Source organism: Rosettibacter sp. KY25 (genome assembly GCF_057554405.1).
On the sequence record NZ_BAAJAO010000023.1, the window covers coordinates 1 to 19,994 of the forward strand.

Genomic DNA, 19,994 nt, shown 5'->3' on the forward strand with positions numbered 1-19,994 from the left:
CTGCTGCGAAGTACAAAACACAGTTGAACTATTTTTACATTTGGATTTGTAACATTATAAAATTTTCTTGGATTGTTTATTATTATTTGATATAAATCTTTTCCTAATCTTGTTAATTTTGGTTGTCTTGTATTATCACCCCATGTGCTTATTACATTTTGCCAGCTTGATATAGAACCATTTTGATTTTTTAATGTAACTCCAGTATGAGCATAAACATCACCAGTGTAACCAGCAATCTTATTTTGGTGAGTTGCATAAGTAACATCAAAGACAATTACAATGCTGTCAGTTTCAACAGGATATTCAGGAATAGTTGTGAATTTTGTTTGAGCAAAAGTAATACAGCTTAAAAGCAACAGGGTGATAATTTTCATTTTTTAATAACCTTATAATTGAATAACAATTGTAATTATCAAAATCATGAATTTAATAAAAATTAAGGGAGAAATTATATTTCAAATTTCTCCCTTGAAAAACAAAATTCAGATTTCTTACTTGAGCAAGAGCATCTTCATAGTTTTTGTGTAGTTAGAAGTTTTCAATGTATAGAAATAAACACCGCTGCTCAATCTTGAAGCAATAAAATCAACTTCGTAGGAGCCAGCATTCATTTCTTTGTTAATTAATACTGCAACTTCTTCGCCGAGAGCATTATAAACTTTCAGAGTAACAAAATCTTTTGCTGGGATTGTAAATCTAATTCTTGTAGTTGGGTTAAATGGATTAGGATAATTTTGTTCGAGCACAAATTTAGTTGGAACACCGAGATTAATTTCTCGAACATCTGTTGGTAATCCCTGAGGCCAGAGTTCTACTTGGTCAGATTTATCTTCTTTGTCAGTCCATTTATCAAGTGGAGCAGTATAAGGTTGAACAAACTGACGGGAACCTGTCATAGCACAGAAGCGAACTCTGTAAGCATTTTTTCCGAAACCTGCTTTTTCCTGATAGAATGAGCCATCTCTTGCTCTTTGGAATGCATAACGGTATTCAAAAGCATTGATGCCAGGACCATTAACTGTAAGAGTACCTTCATAAATTTTATCTCCATCTGGGTCGGTCAATTCAAAATAAGTTTGTTCATCGCTGTCAACCCATTTCATTAATCTTGCAAAAACTGGTTGTTCACTTATCCAGTAAACTTTGTCGCCAACTTGCATTGGGTCGCCAGTTTTATTTGGATCCATTGCATCAGTCATATCGACGCGGAATTTTACAGAAATTGATTGACCTTGTGGGATAACAAATTGAGGATAAATATCATCATAATAAACAGGGTCGAGCACTTGATTATTATCACCTGCAAAGTTGACCACTCTGTTTCCACCGCCCATGCTTAAAGGTCTTTCCCAGCCGTCTTTCCAGAGTTCATCAGTATGACCTAAAGCAACATAGTATTTGAATTCTTGCTTTGCACCTACTTCTGTTTTAACAAAAGGAACCTGCAAGAACCAATTTGTTGGAATCAACGGGTCTTGATTCATTACAGAACGTGGTGCATCGCTGTCGCTCCATCCATTAAAACCACCACGAACTTGAAGCTTATCAACTGATGGGTCATAAATTCCAAGTTCTTCAAGTACGCTCATATCAACATTAAATGTAATATTACCATCTTTAATTTCTACATTAGGATTAACATCATTAAAATATCTTGCAATTACATTGTCACCATCTTCAATCCATGCTTGTCTATTTTGGTCAGCCTCCCAGGTTGTTGCACCAGATTTATTTATGTATAAGAATTTATAATTTATCAACTGACCAGAATTAATCTGAACAGTTTTTGTATAAACTGAATCATTATTATCATCAATGAGTTCATCCTGGGAAGTGCTCCAGCCATTAAAATCACCAGCTACAAAAACTTTTCCAGAACCAATTACTAAATCACCTTGTTTGATTGGAAGACGCATATCTGCTTTAAATGTAACATTTGCAGGATTGCCCGATGGCATTGGAATATTATCATAATAAACAACATCAAGAACAAGGTCAGAAGATACATTCTTTACAACTCGATCACTAATGCTTTCCCATCCACCATTTGTAGCTTTTGCCCCATTATGGAAAAACTTGTATTTAAGTTCTCCTGCTGGAACCTGTGTTGTTACTTCATAAATCTTATCTCCATCTGGGTCTGCCATTGGAGTTTCGCCCCACCCATTAAAGCTTCCTCTTACTGAAACTTGATTTTGAGCAGGGTCAAACTTTCCTTTTGCAATTTCTACGCTCATATTAACCTTAAAGGTTACATTATAATTTTGAGCATACATTGCAAAGGCAAAGAAGAACATTGTTAAAAAAATAGGAATTATTTTTTTCATGAAGCCTCCATTATTATTAAGTAAATAAATTAGTTTGTTACGATTCATTTAGAATCCTATAATTATTCCGAAACTATGAATGTTATCAAGATATTTATATTTCTGATAAGAATAATCCACAGAAATTCTAAATAATTCTATTCCATATTTAACACCTACGCCGAGTGTTAAACCTTCCTGATTATCTTTAAGGAATAAACCTTTGTAACCAGCACGAAGATTAAATAAGTTGTCGAATAATGAAAGTTCGCCGCCTACATTTACCCATTGATAATTATCATTTGGATGAATTGCATCAACAGCAATTGTTAATTTTTGATTGTTCAAGAACTGAAATTCTCTTGACAATCCAATTTGTAATCTTAAAGGAAGTTCGAATTCTTCAGTCTTATAGTAAGCATCAAGAGTTTCGTTGTTGCCTGCTCTCTGCGGGTCGGGGTCATGTCTTATCAACAAATCTTCTCCTTCAATTTTCATTTTCGAACCATAATTTGTAATGCTGCTTGCAAATTTGATTCCGTAGAATGGTGTATTAAATATTGTTCCAATATCAATTCCAAATCCTTGTGCAGATGAATTAAAAATATCTTCGCGGATATATTTAACATTTATTCCTATTGTAAAATCTTCTGTTATAAAACGAGCATAAGAAAATCCAAAAGCATAGCTCGAAGCATTAAATTTTTCTCCTGTTCCTTCAGGGAAATATTCTGTAGTAACATCCATTTCACCAACATTAAATGCTGTAACATTAAGTCCAAATGTTCCAATATTTCCAAATGGAATTGCAACACCAAGATAGTTGACACTTAAATCGGCAAACATTTTTGTATAAGTAAAAATTGTTTGAACCTCATTCAAATTAGCTATGCCGGATGGATTCCAGTACATAGAAGATACATCATTTGCAACAGAGCTGTATGCACCTCCCATTGCATTTGCACGAGGACCAATTCCAATACTCAAGAATTTTGCAGCAGTTGTTCCTGTTTTAGTAACCTTTTGTGAATAAATTTGATTGCTGTTTATCAACAGGAGTGAAAGAGCAATCAATAAAAATTTATAAATCACAATAAAATTCTTTTGCCTTTTCATTTTATCTTAAACTCCATTTTATTTTATTATTGCAAATTTTCCTGTCTTTGTACCAATGCCAGGAGCATCAACATGATAAATGTAAACACCATAAGAAACTGATAATTTATCTCTACTGAGTAAATCCCATTCTTCAGCGCCGTCATTAATTGGGCTGTCGTGTTCAATTACATCAACAAGTTCTCCGTTAACAGTAAATATTCTTATAGTGCATTTATTTGGAAGATGAGTAAAGTGAATTGAACGAGGTCCTCTTCCGCTTGAATATGGATTCTTAGGTTCCCACAATGCAGTTGCTACATAAGGATTAGGAACTACTTTAATTTTATCGAGATCTGCTTTTGCTTTATCTGTATCAATGAATCCTTTCTTTGCAACAAATCTATATTTATCGCTCGACAAGAAAGGCTTTTTCAATTTTAGATTAATAACATCACCTTTCTTGGGTAATCGTGTTCCTTTTGATGGATTTGGAGTATCAAGCAAATAGAACCACCAGGTGTAAACAGGAATATTGTTTTTGTTTGGTTCTACAAAAACTATTCTGTCTCTTCTTGCACCATTTGTTGATAAAACTCCATCACTACCATCAACTTCTACGAAAATGAAATCGATATATTTATTCTTACTTACATTAAAGACTTTGAAATTAACTAGCTTTGATGGAAATGTATTAGTTCCAAATTTTCCTTCAATTGATTGACCAAAACCTACATCACCAAATTCTATTCGATAATCATTTGGTCTTTCCTCGCCGCTTAATCCTGTGGGCCAGACAAACTTTTCAAATTGATAATTGACAATTGTCGTATCATTCCATTTTGATTCATCTCTGTTAAGTTCCACTCTTTTTTCATTCTTAAATTTCAATCTAAATCCATCTACGAGAGGTTGTTCTGTAGTTTCTGATAAGTCTGTGATTTTGCTTAGAAGAATTTTATTTTCAGTAGAATCAATTAGAGAATAATTTTTAGTTGTTAATGTATCTGGCTGACCTACTTTTTTAGATACTTTAATTGTATCTTCAAAAATTATGTGATAAACATGACCATCTTTGATTTTATTAAGGTCAATAATTTCATAAGAAATTGTACCTGAAGAAGAACCTTCTACTCTGCTGATATTTCCTAAAGTTGGTTCAGTAAAACCTGCAGCAGGAGCATTTGGAGTAACCCTAACCACATTAGAACCTAATTTTACAGAACCATCTTGCTGCAATGAAACTCGAATTGGAGATTCTGATGGAATAATTTCTCCTTCAGGGAAACCGAAGTCGTAAGCAACAAGAGCATAATAATATGTAAATCCATTTTTCACTGTAGTATCTACAAAAGTATGTTTAATTCCAGAATCAGTTCCAAGAAAATATTTCACACCATCAATACCTACAGGGTCAAATCCTTTGATACCATCAACAAGGTCAAATTGTGCAATAGGAGTTTTGAATTGTTTATTTCCATAACCATTAGTAATATTTTCTGCATCAAGAAATGCCGGATCAGAAGAGCGATACAATTTATAACCTTCAAAGTCTCTTCCATTGCCGCCAATAGCATCGATGTAAGGGTCAAATGAAGATTCAGCTACATCATCCCAGTAGAGTGTAACTTTATTATCACCTGGGACTGCAGTCAAAGTAGGAATTAAAGGAGCATTAGCAAATCGATAGTCGTTATTATAAGTTTCTTGAGCACGAACTCTTTTTCTTAATATTTCCTTTTTGCGATATTGACCGTTTGGATCGGGAACCGGACCATTAGCAAGTAAAACAACAAGTGAAATTGGTTCAGTTTGACCTGATTTAAGCGGGAATAAACTTGATGAAACAAACAAATCATATTCACCTGCAACAACTTCAGCTGGGTCATAAAATTTTCCTGGAATCATAAAGTCGAACCACATTTGAGCATCGCTGTTAATATTTAATCCGCCGGCTGGGACGTAATCAGCATTTGTAATACCAATTTGGTCTGTTTCGCTGACATCTGTAACATCAACACTGGGTTCACCAGGAAGCCCAAATCGTGCACCTGATGTAGGTTTACCATCATTTTCTCCAGGGTCGCCTGTATCAGGAACACCGTCTAAACCAACATCATCTCTTAATGGATTCCAATCATAATCATTATCAATTCCATCATCACGAGCTTCGTCAATTAAAACATCAATACCATCATCAATGCCTTCATCAATTGCACCATCATTATTATTATCAATTCCATCTGCATATTTCATTCCTAAAGTAGATTGAACAACATTGTATAAAATAATTTTATCATTTACTCTGTATCTGTAGAATGGTGCATCTTGTGCTGCTTTATTAATCATATCCTGAGTTATTACAGGGCTTCCATCTTCACCATCGCCATCATTATCAATACCATCTTTGAATGGTAAATCGAGTTTATCCGATGTAACCATAATTAAATGAATTTGACCTTTTTGAAAATCATCAAGTGGAGGCCAGATATGCCATTTATTATTTGAAGCTGTATTAACCATATCCTGAGTTACAATAGGGCTATTTCTTTCTACTTTAAATCTTGGATGTTTTGCAATCCATGCAGGGTCAGTAGGTTGAGCAATTCCATCTGCATAAGTAACGCCTCTTTGAACTCCAAAAGGAATATGAGTTTGATTTTCGTCGATAAGGCCATTTCCATTATCATCAATTAAATTATCAGGAATTTCTCCTTCAATCATTTCTGCGGAAATAAAATTATTTAACTCGGGGCTGTCTCCATCATTATCGATTCTGTCAACTGCATTGCCTGGAGTTTCAAGGAAAGCAACAGCAACAATACCAACGGGGTCCGAACCAAATTGAGGAGCTTTGTGGTCATAATCTCTTGACCAAGCAATATCTTCAAGAAGGTCGAATTCAGAAATATCATCCTGTGAATCTCCATCACCGCCAACGAAATCTGCATACCAGACAGTAACACCAACTTTTTTAATATCTTTTGTTCCATCATTTTTTACATAATGAAGCAGATAGAGAGCATCTTCAACAAGAACTTGAGACCATGCAAGTGCTCTCACATCAAGAAGAATTCCCAAACCTTTTCTTGTTAAATCTGTAGTATCAGGGAAATAATTTACATATCTATCATATTTATCATCAGAGGCACGATAGAACATTTCTTGATCTGCATTAAAAATATTTTTCCCGAAGTAACCATTCCATGAACCTTTCCAACCTGGGTCAATTGGGTCGTTCATTCTATCGGGCCAGAAGGCAGGCCAGGTTTCCTCATCTACGCTTGTTGCAATTTCATTTTTTCTTTCATTGAAATATCCAGGCACAGGTTCAAAATTCCAGGTTTTTCCTTCAGGAGAACGGCGGAAGTTAAATACATCAATTATTCTTTGTGTGGCTCCTGTATTATCTACAACTTCTCCACCAACAAAAACTCCGAGCATAGCTAAGTAAACATGTCCTGTATTTTTAGGCCACTCATAAGGTGTTTGAACAGAAATTGGATATTGACCACCTTCTCTTCCTGTCATACCAAAATTAAAAACTGTAGTTCTAATTCTATTACCTTCCATCTGACCTTTGGTTCTTTTGGTTGGGTCTCCTCGCTCTTTGCCAGGAGTATATTGAGCATATTGATTTACTGTCATTAATAATGAAATTAGAATGCAAACGATTTTAAAAATCTTATTCATAACAATTCTCCTGCTTCCTTTTTAGAATGATAATTCAATTCCAAATTGAACTAATCTTGGTTCGCCATAATTAGTTGGATATCTTAAATATTCTTCTACTGTATTTGGTCTATGCGGGTCGTAGCCAATATTTCTTCCTTCGGTTGTGTAGTCTGCTTTTCCTGTATCACCATAAACATTGACTACAACTTTTGTATCAAACAAATTAAATACATTTAGAAAAGCTGTCATATCAAACACAGAAATTTTGAATGTTTTATGAAGTCTTAAATCAAAAACATATTGATTTGGTTTTCTTCTGCTGTTTCGTTGCAAACCTGAAGTAATTCCTCTATCGGCAGTGTATTGAGTAATTGAAGGTGTGTAAGGAAGTCCTGTTCCATATCTGCTTATAAAAGAAATTCCCCAATCAACATCTCCGACAAAGATTGACAAATTCAATAAGTGTCTTTGGTCCCAATCAAGTGGAATTAAATATAATGTTGGTTCATTATTCCCAAGTTGTGCATAAAATTCATCTTCTGGATTTGAATTACTTCCTTCTGCTACTTGATAAGTATAATTCAAGTCAATAGAATAATGATTGCTGAATCTTTTATTTACATTCAGAGTTATTCCTTTAACATTGGAATAATCTTTATTGATGTATGTTGAATAACTCACAAGATTGCGTGTCATGATTAAAGGACCTGCAGTAATCCAATTTCGAATATCTCTGTAAAAAGTTGTCAGGTCAACTGTGAAATTTTCAAATAGTTCTTGACGAAAACCAATTTCATACATTGTTGTGCTTTGCGGTTTTAAATCTGGATTTCCATAAGGTCCATAACTGCTGCCAGTATTGGGAACATAATAAGGACCAAGATTAAACAGATACTGAAAAGTTGGAATCTGCAAAAATTGTCCATAAGAAAAATGAAGAACACCTTTATCGCTTATTGGATATGCAATTCCAAATCTTGGACCTATAGCCCATTTAGGAGAAGCATTTTTGTAGAAATAAGGTTCTCGTTCTTGTAAACTCATATTTGCAAGTTCTGACCTTAAAGGCAAGTTTATGTTTGGGTCAGTTGGGTCAACTAAAACTTTTCCTTTTGAATCAAAGTAGTCGAGTCTTAAACCGATATTAATAATTACACTTTCATACTCAATTTTATCTTGAATGTAAGCAGAAAATTCAACTGGTGAATTTGAATATTTCGTTCTGTTAGGTGTATTTTCTTCTGGAATCGAAGGAACAAATGGTTCTACAGGAATACCATTTACTCTTAATGGTTCAAGATTATAATCGTCAACTTTTAGTTTGTGCCATCTTCCTTCTACTCCAAATTTAATCATGTGTTTATCTGTTATTTGACTTGTAAAATCAAGTTTACCAATCAATGAATTAGTAGTTCTGAAATATCTATGAAGATTTGTTCCTTTTGATGCAAAGGCATATCCAACAGTTCTTAATGAATCAGGGTGTAAATATCTTGGGTCATAAGGGTCGTCATAAAGTTTTTCATTAAAGTCTCTGAAAAAATTTGATATTTTCAAAACATAAAAAGATTTGCTTGAAAGAGTATGAGTAAGCGTAAAGGTAGCATTGTAACTTTTATTAAATTTTTTAACATCGCCGTCAGGATTTAATTTAAAGAAGTGATTATAATCTTTATAATTATTTGTTGAATACAACAATTCGGCATTCATTTTAATTGAAGAAGAAGGAAAGAAACTCAAGTTCAACTGACCAAGCAATCTTTTGTTGTAATTCATTGGAACTAATTTTCCATCTCCTTGCGAACCATCCGGATTAAATTTTCTAATTCCATACAAATAGCCATCATCATAAGTATAACGCAGATTTGAGAAGAAAGTTAATTTATCATTAGTTAATGGAATAGGACCGCTTAAACTTCCCTGAAGGTTATAATTTGTAAAAGGATTAAACTTATCAATTCCTGTAAAGTATTCAGTAAAATTGGAAAGATAATCGCTGCTGTATAGTTTAATATTGCCATCAAATTTTCTTCCACCTTCTTTAGTTACAACATTAACAATTCCAGAAAGTGCCTGCCCATATTCTGCATTAAATGTTCCACTAATTACCTGAAGTTCTTGAATACTGCTGTTATCGATATCAATACCGCGGCTGTTATCAAATGCATCTGTAATTGAAACCCCATTTACCCAGTATGCAATTTCTGTTGTTCTACCACCTCGAATATGAAATTCTCCTCCAGCTCCTTTAGTTACACCTGCCTGCAATTGCAGAACATCGTTTAATTCTACTACAGGCAAATTATTTATTTCATCTGCGGTTACTTTTGCCTGACTTGATGTTACATCTTTTTGAATGCCATAAACATTAGCTCTTACAACAACTTCTTCCAAGGCAATTGTTGATTCTTCCATTTCAACATTTTGAACTGTGGTTAAATCAATTGATATGATAACATTACTTACGACAACAGGCTTATAACCTACAAACTGATATTTAACATTGTATCGTCCGGGAGGTATATTCAAGATGATATAATTTCCCTCGATATCGGTGCTGCCTCCTAAATTTGTTCCTTCGATTGTAATGTTTACAAGCGGTAACGGCTCTCTCGATTTTTTATCTATAACTTTTCCTACAAGTTTACCAGTTGTACCGCCGTAAATTACAATAGAAGCAAAAAACAAAAACATAAAAATCGTAATTACTTTCTTCATATAATCTCCTGCTCAATTTATTTGAATGTTACTTAATTTTTTTTCGTCAAAAGAGATTTTTACTTTTTGTGAAAGTTTATCGATGTACGACTGCATAATTGATTTTGATTTTTCTTTTTTCAAAAAACGATGTGCAAGCTCATAAACATCTTTGAAATTTTTCAAACTACCTTCTTTTTTTTCCAGCACTTTAAATATCACATAATAATTTTCAATTCTTACAGGACCATAAACTTTTCCTATTTCAGATTTTTGAAGATAGCTGCCAAGCATTCCAAATTGTGATAAGCTTGATAGTTCAATAATTCCATTATTTTCTGCAGTTATTTTTCTTAAAGAATTCTTCTTTGCTATTGAACCAAAATCCTCGCCTTGATTTATTAATGTCAAAAGACTATCTGCCGTTCTTTTGTTTGACACAATAATTTCTTGAATTTTGAATTCAGGCTCTGTTTGAAAGTATATTGGATTATTTTTATAAAAATCATATACAGCACTGTCAGAAAATTGATAACTATTGTGAATTTCCTCTCGCTTATATTTTAGAAAAATATTTTTGTTATACTTATTAATTACTTCCTTCACTTCTGAATCTTTATCATAATTTTTTTCTTCAGCAATTTTGAGCAGTAAATCTTGTGTAACAATTCCTTTAACCGCTGCACTCAATAATTCCAAAGAATTAATTTTTTGACGATGAAACTGCGGTATATCATTAATTCGTTTTTCAAGTTCATTTACGGTGTAACTTTTGTTTTCATACTTAGCACAGATTTTATTGCCTGCTGTCTTTTCAATATTAACATTCCTCATCAATGCAGCAAAAAGATTTTTAAGATTTTCTTCATCAATAAAAATTTTTTTCATGTCAACAACTTTATTAAGATACTCCAATTCTGCACTTCTTTTCTTTCTAAGTTTAACTACTCTTTGCATGTGAGATTTTTTCTTTTGAAATTCCCATTCAGTAAGAATAGGATGAGTTACTTTATCTTCAACTTTTATTATGCTGTAACCATATTTAGTTTTTACAGGTTTAGAAATTTCGCCGATATTCAAGCTGTAAGCAGCATCTTCGAACGCAGGGTCCATGTCGCCCCAGCTGAAGTAACCAAGATAACCTCCATTATTAGCAAGTGTTGAGTCTGTAAAAATTTGTTTTGCCAGCGAGTCAAAACTTACACCTTCCATAACAAGTTTATACAAACTATCTGCTTCTTCTTCTGTGAATGCAAATAAATGTCGTGCAGCAACTTTTTGATTTGTTTTTAAAAATGCATCTCTTAATTCTTCTTCTGTTGCTGTTATTTTTGCATAGACTTCTCTGTCCTTCAAGAAAGCAAGTATGGTTTGTTTTCTTGCCCATTCTAATTCTTTCAAATATTCTGGATTATTAAAAATATTTTTGTTGTCGTCATAGTAATAAAGCAATAATTCATTAATCATGTTTTGAAGTATTGAACGACGAGTAACTATGTTATCTTTTATCCCAGAGGCAAGAAGATATTCTTCGTATCGGGATTTAAATTCATTCACAAAAATTTTGTGATTGCCTACAGTTGCCAGAATATCATCGTCATTTAATTTGAATGCCGATATTAAAAGCAATAAAGCTGCAAGCAATAAGTATTTATATTTGCTAAAACCTATTACCATATAATTTATTTTAATATGAGAATTTCATAAGGCTTAAATGAAATTCTCTTATTTGAAATAATTCTTCCCGTTAATAATTCGTTCCAGTTTTTCTTTGTTTTGTCAAAAGTATTTAAATCTAATTCTGTCTCAATTGAATCAATATTTGCAACAACAAGGATTTCGGAATTATCATATTGTCTTTTGTAAACCAGTAATTTTTTTTCATTGATTGGTATAAAATTAATTTTGCCTAATGATAAAATTTTATTTTCATTTCTTAACAATGCCAATTTTTTATACCAATTAAAAAGCGAATCATCAAATGAAACATTATCAGAAATTCTTGATTTTCCAAAGGGGTGCGATTTTTCTGCATCATATTTAAATTCTTTCCAGACCATTGGTTTGCGGCAATCCGGATCATCTCCGCCCCACATTCCAACTTCATCTCCATAATAAATATGAGGAGCTCCAGGAAATGTAAATTGAATTGCTACAGCTAATTTTTGTTTTTTGCGTTCTTCTTCGTTTGGTTTTCTAACATCAAACTCAGGATTTTGTGCAGGGTTTCCATTGTGGTCATATAAATTGTCTGGATTAACAATTAAAGATGCAAGTCTTTCTGTATCATGACTTCCAAGTAAATTCATCATCACATAAAAATTTTCTCCATATTGATTCATCATTGTACTAATTGTATCAATAAATCCATCAATTCCAGTAAAATATTTTTTTGAAAAGATTAGATTTTTGATTGCTCTTGTAAATCGATAATTCATTACTGCATCAAATTCTTTTTTAAGCCATGGAGCAGCATTATACATTTCATCATTTCTCCAATCTTTCCACCAGACTTCGCCAACAAGATAAGCTTCGGGATTAATTTCTCGAACCCACTTTCTAAATTTTTGCCAGAATTTATGGCTTACCATATCTGCAACATCTAATCTCCAGCCATCTATTCCATCAGCAGGATTTCCATCATTGTTTGGATCCATCCATCTTTTCACAACTGCATGAATATGATTTGCAGGAGCTTCAACTATTCCATTTTCATCTTCTCTTATTTCAGGCAAATCTTTAACGCCATACCATCCTTGATAATCAAATTCATTTTCTGGAGTTTCAGGATTATCCCATTTTTTAATTACATACCAATCTTTATAAGGTGAATTTTGTTGATTTTTCAAAATGTCTTGAAATGCCCAGAAAGTTGTTCCAGTATGATTAAAAACACCGTCAATAATAATTTTAATATTTCTTGAATGTGCTTCTTCAATTAGTTTTAAGAAAAGTTTATCTGCCGAAGTCCATTTCCATGTTGATGGGTCAGCAGGATTTTCAGTTTGCCAGATTTTTCTGTCACCTTCAGGGTCTGGTCCAAAATTGTTATCAACATGATGATACATCGATGCATCATATTTGTGAAGTGACGGAGCTTCAAAAATTGGATTGAGATAAATTGCAGTAACACCAAGTTCTTTAAGATAATCAAGCTTGTCGATTACTCCTTGAAGGTCGCCTCCATATCTTCTTAAAGCAGCATTACGATAGAAATCCATTCCTGTATTTTTTTCCCAAGCTTGAAGTTCATACCAATCTGAAGTCCATGGATGAATTTGCCAGCCATCAGGAACGAAATAGGGCCAAGAGCCTTTCAAATCTTCCGGCTTTGGGTCGTTAGATTTATCGCCATTAAAAAATCTTTCAGGAAAAATTTGATACCACACAGCTTCTTTAGCCCACTGTGGCGATTCAAAAAATTTTTCTTGAGAGATTAAATAGTCATTCAAAAGAAAAATCAATATTAAAAATATTTTTCTCATCTTAGTAATATAATTCGATGCTGTTCAAATGTGATTTTGTAATTATCTTTAATGAATTGTTTTCATAAATGAAATCTTTAATTTCATTTTTATTTACCAGAACTTTTCTGGGCTTTTCAATTCCAACAAATCGAAATGAAAAATTTGTTACATAACTTTGATAATCATTTTTGATTTTTTGAACATTCAAAGAAATTGATTTTTGATTTTGATTAATGGAAAATTTTGTCAATGAATAATTCCCTTTTTCACAATCAAAAGTTAATCCGTCATCTTCATAAAAAGTATATTCAGAAGATGCTGAAGGGAAAACTAAAAATTCGAGTGTGTCAATTTTTTCTTCACCAACATAATTCAAAACTTTTTGCATTGGAATTATTCCACCTGCTTTCAAGAAAATAGGAATTTGATTTATTGGTGTTTCTTTAATAATCCATTTACTGCCGTCAACAACTTTATTTTCATTAATATCATACCATTTGCCTTCAGGGAGATATAATTTTTTAAAGTTATCGAATGAATTTAGAACTGGTGCAACAAGTAAATTATCACCAATCATAAATTGATATTGTGATTCATGATGATAACAATTTTCATCATTTTGATAATTAACAAACATAGCTCTCATTATAGGCAAGCCAGTTTGAGCAGAGTTATAAAATTCATTATACCAAAAAGGAAGCATTTTATATCTTAATTGAATAGCTTTCTTAATATCAGGTTCAACAAAATCTCCAAAAGTATAAGGTTCACGAAAACGAGTATCAACAGAAGAATGAGCTCTAAAAAATGGAGTGAAAGCACCAAGCTGATACCATCTGATTATTAATCTATCTGATGGTTCTCCAATGAAGCCGCCGACATCAGAACCAATGAATGGAACACCACTTAATCCCATGTTAAGAGACATAGTGCATGCAAGATAAAGATGCTCGTCATTAGCAACATTATCTCCTGTCCAAACAGCAGCATATTTTTGTATTCCAGCATAACCAGCGCGGGTTAGAATAAAATGTCTTTTGTTTGAATATTTTCTTAATCCTTCATAAGTGGCTTTTGCCATTGAAAGTCCATATACATTATGGATTTTTTTATGATTAGCTTTATGGCCATTATCATCAAACATAACTATATCAGGAAAATGTTGGCCCCAAACTGCTGGTTCATTCATATCGTTCCAGATTCCTTCAACTCCTTGATTTAAGAAACCGCCAACTTTTTGAGCCCACCAATTACGAGTTACTTCTTTTGTAAAATCTGGGAAATAAGCCCAGCTGGGCCATACTTCTCCTTCATAAAGTTTTCCATCTGGATATTTAGCAAACAAATCATTCTTTATTCCCTCGCGAGCCATAAAATAATTTGTATCTGCTTTTACACCAGGGTCGATAATTGTTACTACTTTGAAACCAATATTTTTCAAATCATTGAGCAATTGTTCTGGATTTGGAAATCGCTCTTTGTTCCATGTAAATACTCTGTATCCATCCATGTAATGAATATCTAAATAAATTACATCGCATGGAATTTTTCTTTCTCGAAAAGTTGATGCAACAGTTCTAACAAGAGATTCGGGATAATAGCTATATCTGCTTTGTTGAAAGCCCAATGCCCAGAGCGGCGGAAGATTAATTTTTCCAGTCAATTTTGTGTAATCTGAAATCACTCTTTTAATTCCGGGTCCATAAATAAAATAATAATCCATCTCGCCGCCTTCTGCACCAAACCAATAAAATCTGTTGTTGCTTGCTCCAAAATTAAAATATGATTTATACGAGTTATCGAAAAAAATTCCGTATGCTTTGTAATTTCTTATTCCAATAAAAAATGGAATTGATTGATAAAGCTCATCTGACCTGCTTGAATAAGCAGGAAAATCTGTATTCCATAATGTATATTGTTTCCCATTTCTTAAAAGACCATCAGATTTTTCTCCCAAGCCATAAAATTTTTCGTCATTAAAAAGTTTTTTGAAACATCTAACCTCGTCGTTATCAAATGCAACTCCAAAGCTTTCTTCATCTGCATTAATCAAATTATTTTGTAAATCATAAATAGAAATTCGGCATGGATTCTTTTTTATTTTAACAACAAGTTCTTTTGTTTTAATCTTTATATCATTTTCATTTTCAGTCAAATCAAATTCGGATTTTTCTGGAACAGTAAAGTTTACTGCATACGAAGGAGCTGAAGAAAATTTTTCCTGGTTGGTAAATCGAAATCTCAAAATGTTGTTATCAATAACGTAGAGATTAAACTTAGCATTGGACAATTCAAATTCAATTCTATTAGAATATGTTTTATAATTTTTTACATTGCCTGCAAATTCGAATTCAGCAAATGCTATTGATATATTCAAGAAGAAAAAAAGTAAAATTATTTTTTTCATACTTCCCTGCATTTTTGTTTTAGTGAATATTAGTGAAACTTTGACTCAAAAGCATTTTAAATCGAAGTAAAACTTTGAGTGATATCAAATTCAATTTTGAAAAGGTTTGTATTCAAAAAATATTCTCCATTCAAAAGCAGGCTCATTTAATTACAAAAAAAATACCATCAAAAAATTTTGATTATATGCTAATTTTGAATTTTTCTAAAACTTTGGATAAACGTTTACTTATTAATATGATAAGTTGCGATTATTATTTTAATAATTGGAAGAATTCTTACTTAATAAAAATCATCTTCTTTGAATCAAAAAAGTTGCCTGCTCTGAGAGTGTAAATAAAAATTCCTGAGGAAGGAAGTTTATCGTTCAATGATGCAATTGAAAATTCTACTTGATATGTTCCAGCATCTTTATATTCATTAACTAATGTTGATATTTCTCTTCCTAAGATATCGTAAACTTTTAATACAGTAAAATTTTTCTCGAGTAAATGATAACGAATTATTGTGCTGGGATTAAATGGATTGGGATAATTTTGCTCGAGCAAAAATTTTCTTTCAAATGTTTTTTCTTTAACATCTGTGCTTACAATTCTTGGAAGATAATATGAATCTGCAATAGCATCCTGATAAGCTTTTAATGACATATCTGAAGAATTAATTCTCCAATCTGTATCCACAGTTCCTTCATATTTTCTGATATGAAACCATGTTACAGCTTTAATTTTTGGAAAAGAATATTTCAAATAAATTGAATAAGCTTTTCGAATCCACTCGGATTTACTTCCTCCGATTTCAACCGAAGCAAATTCCGCAATCATCATCGGCTTATTATAACTTACAAACTTTTGGTATAGAGATGAATAGATATCAAAAAATTCTATCCAGCCAGACCAGCTTTGAGTTCTTCCAAAATTGTATCCATCAAAACCAATCCAATCGACATACTCATCTCCGGGATAATAATTTTCTGGAACATTCCAGCTTTCATTTGGAGAACTTCCATTGTTTGGACACCAAATCCATACAACATTATTTACACCTTCTTCTTTGAATAAATCATGAACTCTTCGATAAGCAGAAATAAATCTTTCAGGACCATCAGGCTTGTTTGGGTCGCCAAAGCCATTTTTTGTTCCACCTCCATTCTTTGCCCCACCGTATGTATACCAATCACCATTGAATTCATGACCAAGACGAATGAAAAGTGGTTTGCCCCAATTTTTTACTTGTTTTGCATATCCTCGAATGTAATTGTCATAATTGCCGTTGATTATTCCATCAAGTGGGTAGGGCGAACCACTAACTTGCGGCATCCAAGTTATATGAGGTATCGAACCATTTGAAACAATTTCATTGCATTTTGATTCAGGAAAATCTGGAATTTTATTGCTGGGCCATCCTGTAAAAAACATTTCAATTGCAATTTCTTTTTTTGCAAGTTCTACAAATTCTTTATGTGTATCATTTCCAGTAAATGCTGAATGATAACATCCATATTCTGGAACAGGAATAATCTGTGCAAACAGTAAATTAAAATTCATAATTAAAAGAAGAATAAAAATTTTTTTCATATCTGCTTCCTTCATTTTATGGTATCATCAAATGCTATTTTATTAAAAGCATCTTTTTTGTTTGAACAAAATTTTTAGCAATAATTTTATAGAAATAAATTCCACTTGAAAGTTCTGATGCATCGAATTTAATTTCATATTTTCCCGGTTGTTTAATTTCATCTTCTAATATTTTTACTTCTCTTCCTAATAAATCATAAATTTTTATTGTGACTCGAGAAACCTCAGGAACTTGATAACTGATAATAGTAGATGGATTGAAAGGATTGGGATAGTTTTGATATAATTTGTATTCATCAGGTTTTTTAAATTCTTCTTTTTCAACATCAGTTAATATTCCATCAATATTAAAAAAAGGGGCATAAAGTGCTTTCAAGGAATTAGCAACTGGTTTAGCATTTTTTCTATCCATGGAATACAAACCCATAGTTTGCCAGCCGCCGGTTTTATTCTGATACCAATCAAAAACTGTCCACCATGTTGTTGCAGCAAGACAACCATTGGCTTCATTCAATTTTCCAGATTCATCATAAGGCAGAAAAAATCGAAAAGCTTTGAATGTTTCATCAAGAACTTTTAATTGGGTTTGCTCTTCAGCTCCATCTTCTCTTGACCAATAACCAAATTCTGTATCTATTATTGGTTTTTTTGAATAATAATTTTTTGCATCAAGTAAAAATTTTACAGTGCCGCTGTAATAGTCAAATGGTTTGCCATAAAAAATTCCGAAATACATTGTCCAGCCTGCAATATCAAGAGGAAAATGGGTTAGGTCGTTATAACCAGGATTATTTGCTGCAGATGATTGAGTTAATAATCTTCCATCATAATAATTATTTTTCAAATCATCTTTAATTCTGTTGTTAAAAATCAATCTGTTAGTTGTTTCTTTGCATTCATTTGATGTACTCCACATAATGATTGAAGGTCTATTAAAATCACGAAATACCATTTCCCTGAACATTTGTTCATGGATATGACGCTGATTATTTTGAATCTGCCATTCTTCTGCATTATCGAACCACCAGACAGGAATTTCTTCCATGATTGATATTCCAAGTCTATCTGCAATTAAATACGTATAAAGATGATTTGGATAATGTGCTGTTCTTAAAAACTTTGCATTTAGTGATTTTATTAATTTCAAATCGGAATAAATAATATCAAGAGGAATACTTCTTCCATAAACGGGATGGTCTTCATGACGTGCAACCCCAGGAAGAAATACAATGTGATTATTGAATATTAATTTATTCTCTTTTGTTCTTACTTGTCTTATTCCAAATTGAGTATAAAATTCATCCAGCACTTTTTCATTTTCTTTTAATGAAACTTTCATTACATACAAATTCGGTTCTTTCATAGACCATAATTTTGGATTTGATATTTTTAGATTTGTTCTCCACACATTAATTGAATCAGCAAAAGTTTCAATTGTTGTTTCTAAGTTTCCTTCTGCTTGAACTTTTTTGCCTGCAATATCAGAAGAAAATTCAGAAGCGATGTTATTATCATTTACATTGCCTTCATAAATTTCTATTTCTATTTTGCAATTGCTTGAAGGAGTTTTGTTATTATTTTTCAAAACTATTGTTGTTTGAATATTTCCATCTAAATCAAGAGGAACAACATCTGCCCTAACTACAGAAATTGGATTAGAGAATTCTAAATAAACATCGTGGATTATTCCTGTATAATTGAACCAATCACACTCAATAAATGGAACAATATCTTTTCTTGTTCCCCACTTTGGATTATCAACTCTAACTGTTATTTGATTCTTTCCTCCGTAATTGAGTTTATTGGTTACATCAAATGCAAATGGAGTATAACCACCTTCATGATAGCCGATATAATTATCATTAATCCAAACATCTGCAACATAATTCACCGAATAAAAAATTAACTTCACAAATTTACTTTTGAGTGAATCATCAACATTAAAAGTTCTGCGATACCAAACACCATCGGCATATAACTCTGGTGGAGTTGTAGTTCCTGTTGTTGAATTTTCAACAGAAGGAATTATTTTTGTTTCCCAAGATGAATCATCATAAGTTGATAAACATCTACCATCAGCTTCAGAGATTAAATTGTTATATCCTGCAGCATCTCTCTTTGCAAGTGTAATATTATCTGATGCATTAAATCTTTTTTTCTTCCATTCACCTTTTAAGTCAATTATAACTCTTTTCTGCTTTTCAAAAGAAGGAAGAGGCATTCCATTTTGATAAGGAATTTTAATTCCATTAAAATCTATCAATTTTAATGTGGGTTCAAGTGTGGCAATTTGTGATTTTAAATTTATAAATGAAAATATCAAGAAAAGATAAACAATAAACAGCTGCAGATTTTTATTCATATATATTTCTCTTTTTTTAAGAAAAATTTAACAAAAAGAATACCCGAGCAATGAGTTTAGAAATTCATATTTTTCAAATGAGTAATGAAGAAAAAGAATTGTTGCTTATTAAAGTGATAATTTTCAGTTATTAAATTAATAACTTCCTGTGGCAATAAGATTGGTTAATAGAACGCAGATTAGCTCGGTTTAATTGAAACCGCAGAGTTGCAAAGATATTTTAGAGATTTTTCATCTACCTATGGCGAACTCAAAATGACTTTTGATTTATTTAATCATTATAAAGGAACCCCGCATTAGGTGGAGTGACTTAAGAATCTAAAAAACAGAGAAAATCTGGTAAATCTGTGTTTTATCTGCGTTCAAAAAAATAATCAAACCACAAAGTGCTCAAGGAATCGCAAAGAAT

At 32.3% G+C, this 19,994-nt stretch carries 9 protein-coding genes and 1 pseudogene; all 10 read right to left on the reverse strand.

The window, feature by feature from the left end; genetic code table 11:
• A pseudogene (locus AC27L2_RS11870) lies at positions 1-377 on the reverse strand (hypothetical protein); the annotation flags it as partial.
• A 117-nt stretch (positions 378-494) separates the two neighbouring features.
• Entirely contained in the window at positions 495-2,330 is a 1,836-nt protein-coding gene (locus AC27L2_RS11875) for a carbohydrate-binding module family 20 domain-containing protein (protein WP_487211975.1), read from the reverse strand.
• 48 nt (positions 2,331-2,378) lie between these two features.
• On the reverse strand, positions 2,379-3,425 hold the full coding sequence (locus tag AC27L2_RS11880) for a PorV/PorQ family protein (protein ID WP_487211976.1): 1,047 nt from the start codon (positions 3,423-3,425) through the stop codon (positions 2,379-2,381).
• An 18-nt stretch (positions 3,426-3,443) separates the two neighbouring features.
• Entirely contained in the window at positions 3,444-7,097 is a 3,654-nt protein-coding gene (locus AC27L2_RS11885) for a hypothetical protein (RefSeq protein ID WP_487211977.1), read from the reverse strand.
• 21 nt (positions 7,098-7,118) lie between these two features.
• Positions 7,119-9,797 carry a TonB-dependent receptor gene (locus AC27L2_RS11890; protein WP_487211978.1) on the reverse strand — a complete coding sequence of 893 codons (2,679 nt, stop codon included), beginning with the start codon at positions 9,795-9,797 and terminating at the stop codon, positions 7,119-7,121.
• A 12-nt stretch (positions 9,798-9,809) separates the two neighbouring features.
• Positions 9,810-11,453, reverse strand: a complete 1,644-nt coding sequence (locus tag AC27L2_RS11895) for a peptidylprolyl isomerase (protein ID WP_487211979.1) — start codon at positions 11,451-11,453, stop codon at positions 9,810-9,812.
• 5 nt (positions 11,454-11,458) lie between these two features.
• A complete protein-coding gene (locus AC27L2_RS11900) occupies positions 11,459-13,228 on the reverse strand; it encodes a glycoside hydrolase family 13 protein (RefSeq protein ID WP_487211980.1) in 1,770 nt (589 codons plus the stop codon).
• Positions 13,229-13,262: 34 nt separating this feature from the next.
• Positions 13,263-15,650, reverse strand: a complete 2,388-nt coding sequence (locus AC27L2_RS11905; protein ID WP_487211981.1) for a glycoside hydrolase family 31 protein — start codon at positions 15,648-15,650, stop codon at positions 13,263-13,265.
• 277 nt (positions 15,651-15,927) lie between these two features.
• Complete coding sequence (locus tag AC27L2_RS11910) at positions 15,928-17,223, reverse strand: glycosyl hydrolase (protein WP_487211982.1); 1,296 nt, start codon at positions 17,221-17,223, stop codon at positions 15,928-15,930.
• A gap of 34 nt (positions 17,224-17,257) precedes the next feature.
• Positions 17,258-19,585 carry a glycoside hydrolase family 2 TIM barrel-domain containing protein gene (locus AC27L2_RS11915; protein ID WP_487211983.1) on the reverse strand — a complete coding sequence of 776 codons (2,328 nt, stop codon included), beginning with the start codon at positions 19,583-19,585 and terminating at the stop codon, positions 17,258-17,260.
• Positions 19,586-19,994: the final 409 nt, after the last annotated feature.

Excerpts from the sequence above, each read along its gene's own strand:
- AC27L2_RS11895 (WP_487211979.1), bottom strand. The coding sequence starts at position 11,453 with ATGGTAATAGGTTTTAGCAAATATAAATACTTATTGCTTGCAGCTTTA.
- AC27L2_RS11885 (WP_487211977.1), bottom strand. The coding sequence starts at position 7,097 with ATGAATAAGATTTTTAAAATCGTTTGCATTCTAATTTCATTATTAATG.
- AC27L2_RS11875 (WP_487211975.1), bottom strand. The coding sequence starts at position 2,330 with ATGAAAAAAATAATTCCTATTTTTTTAACAATGTTCTTCTTTGCCTTT.
- AC27L2_RS11915 (WP_487211983.1), bottom strand. The coding sequence starts at position 19,585 with ATGAATAAAAATCTGCAGCTGTTTATTGTTTATCTTTTCTTGATATTT.
- AC27L2_RS11905 (WP_487211981.1), bottom strand. The coding sequence starts at position 15,650 with ATGAAAAAAATAATTTTACTTTTTTTCTTCTTGAATATATCAATAGCA.
- AC27L2_RS11880 (WP_487211976.1), bottom strand. The coding sequence starts at position 3,425 with ATGAAAAGGCAAAAGAATTTTATTGTGATTTATAAATTTTTATTGATT.
- AC27L2_RS11890 (WP_487211978.1), bottom strand. The coding sequence starts at position 9,797 with ATGAAGAAAGTAATTACGATTTTTATGTTTTTGTTTTTTGCTTCTATT.
- AC27L2_RS11910 (WP_487211982.1), bottom strand. The coding sequence starts at position 17,223 with ATGAAAAAAATTTTTATTCTTCTTTTAATTATGAATTTTAATTTACTG.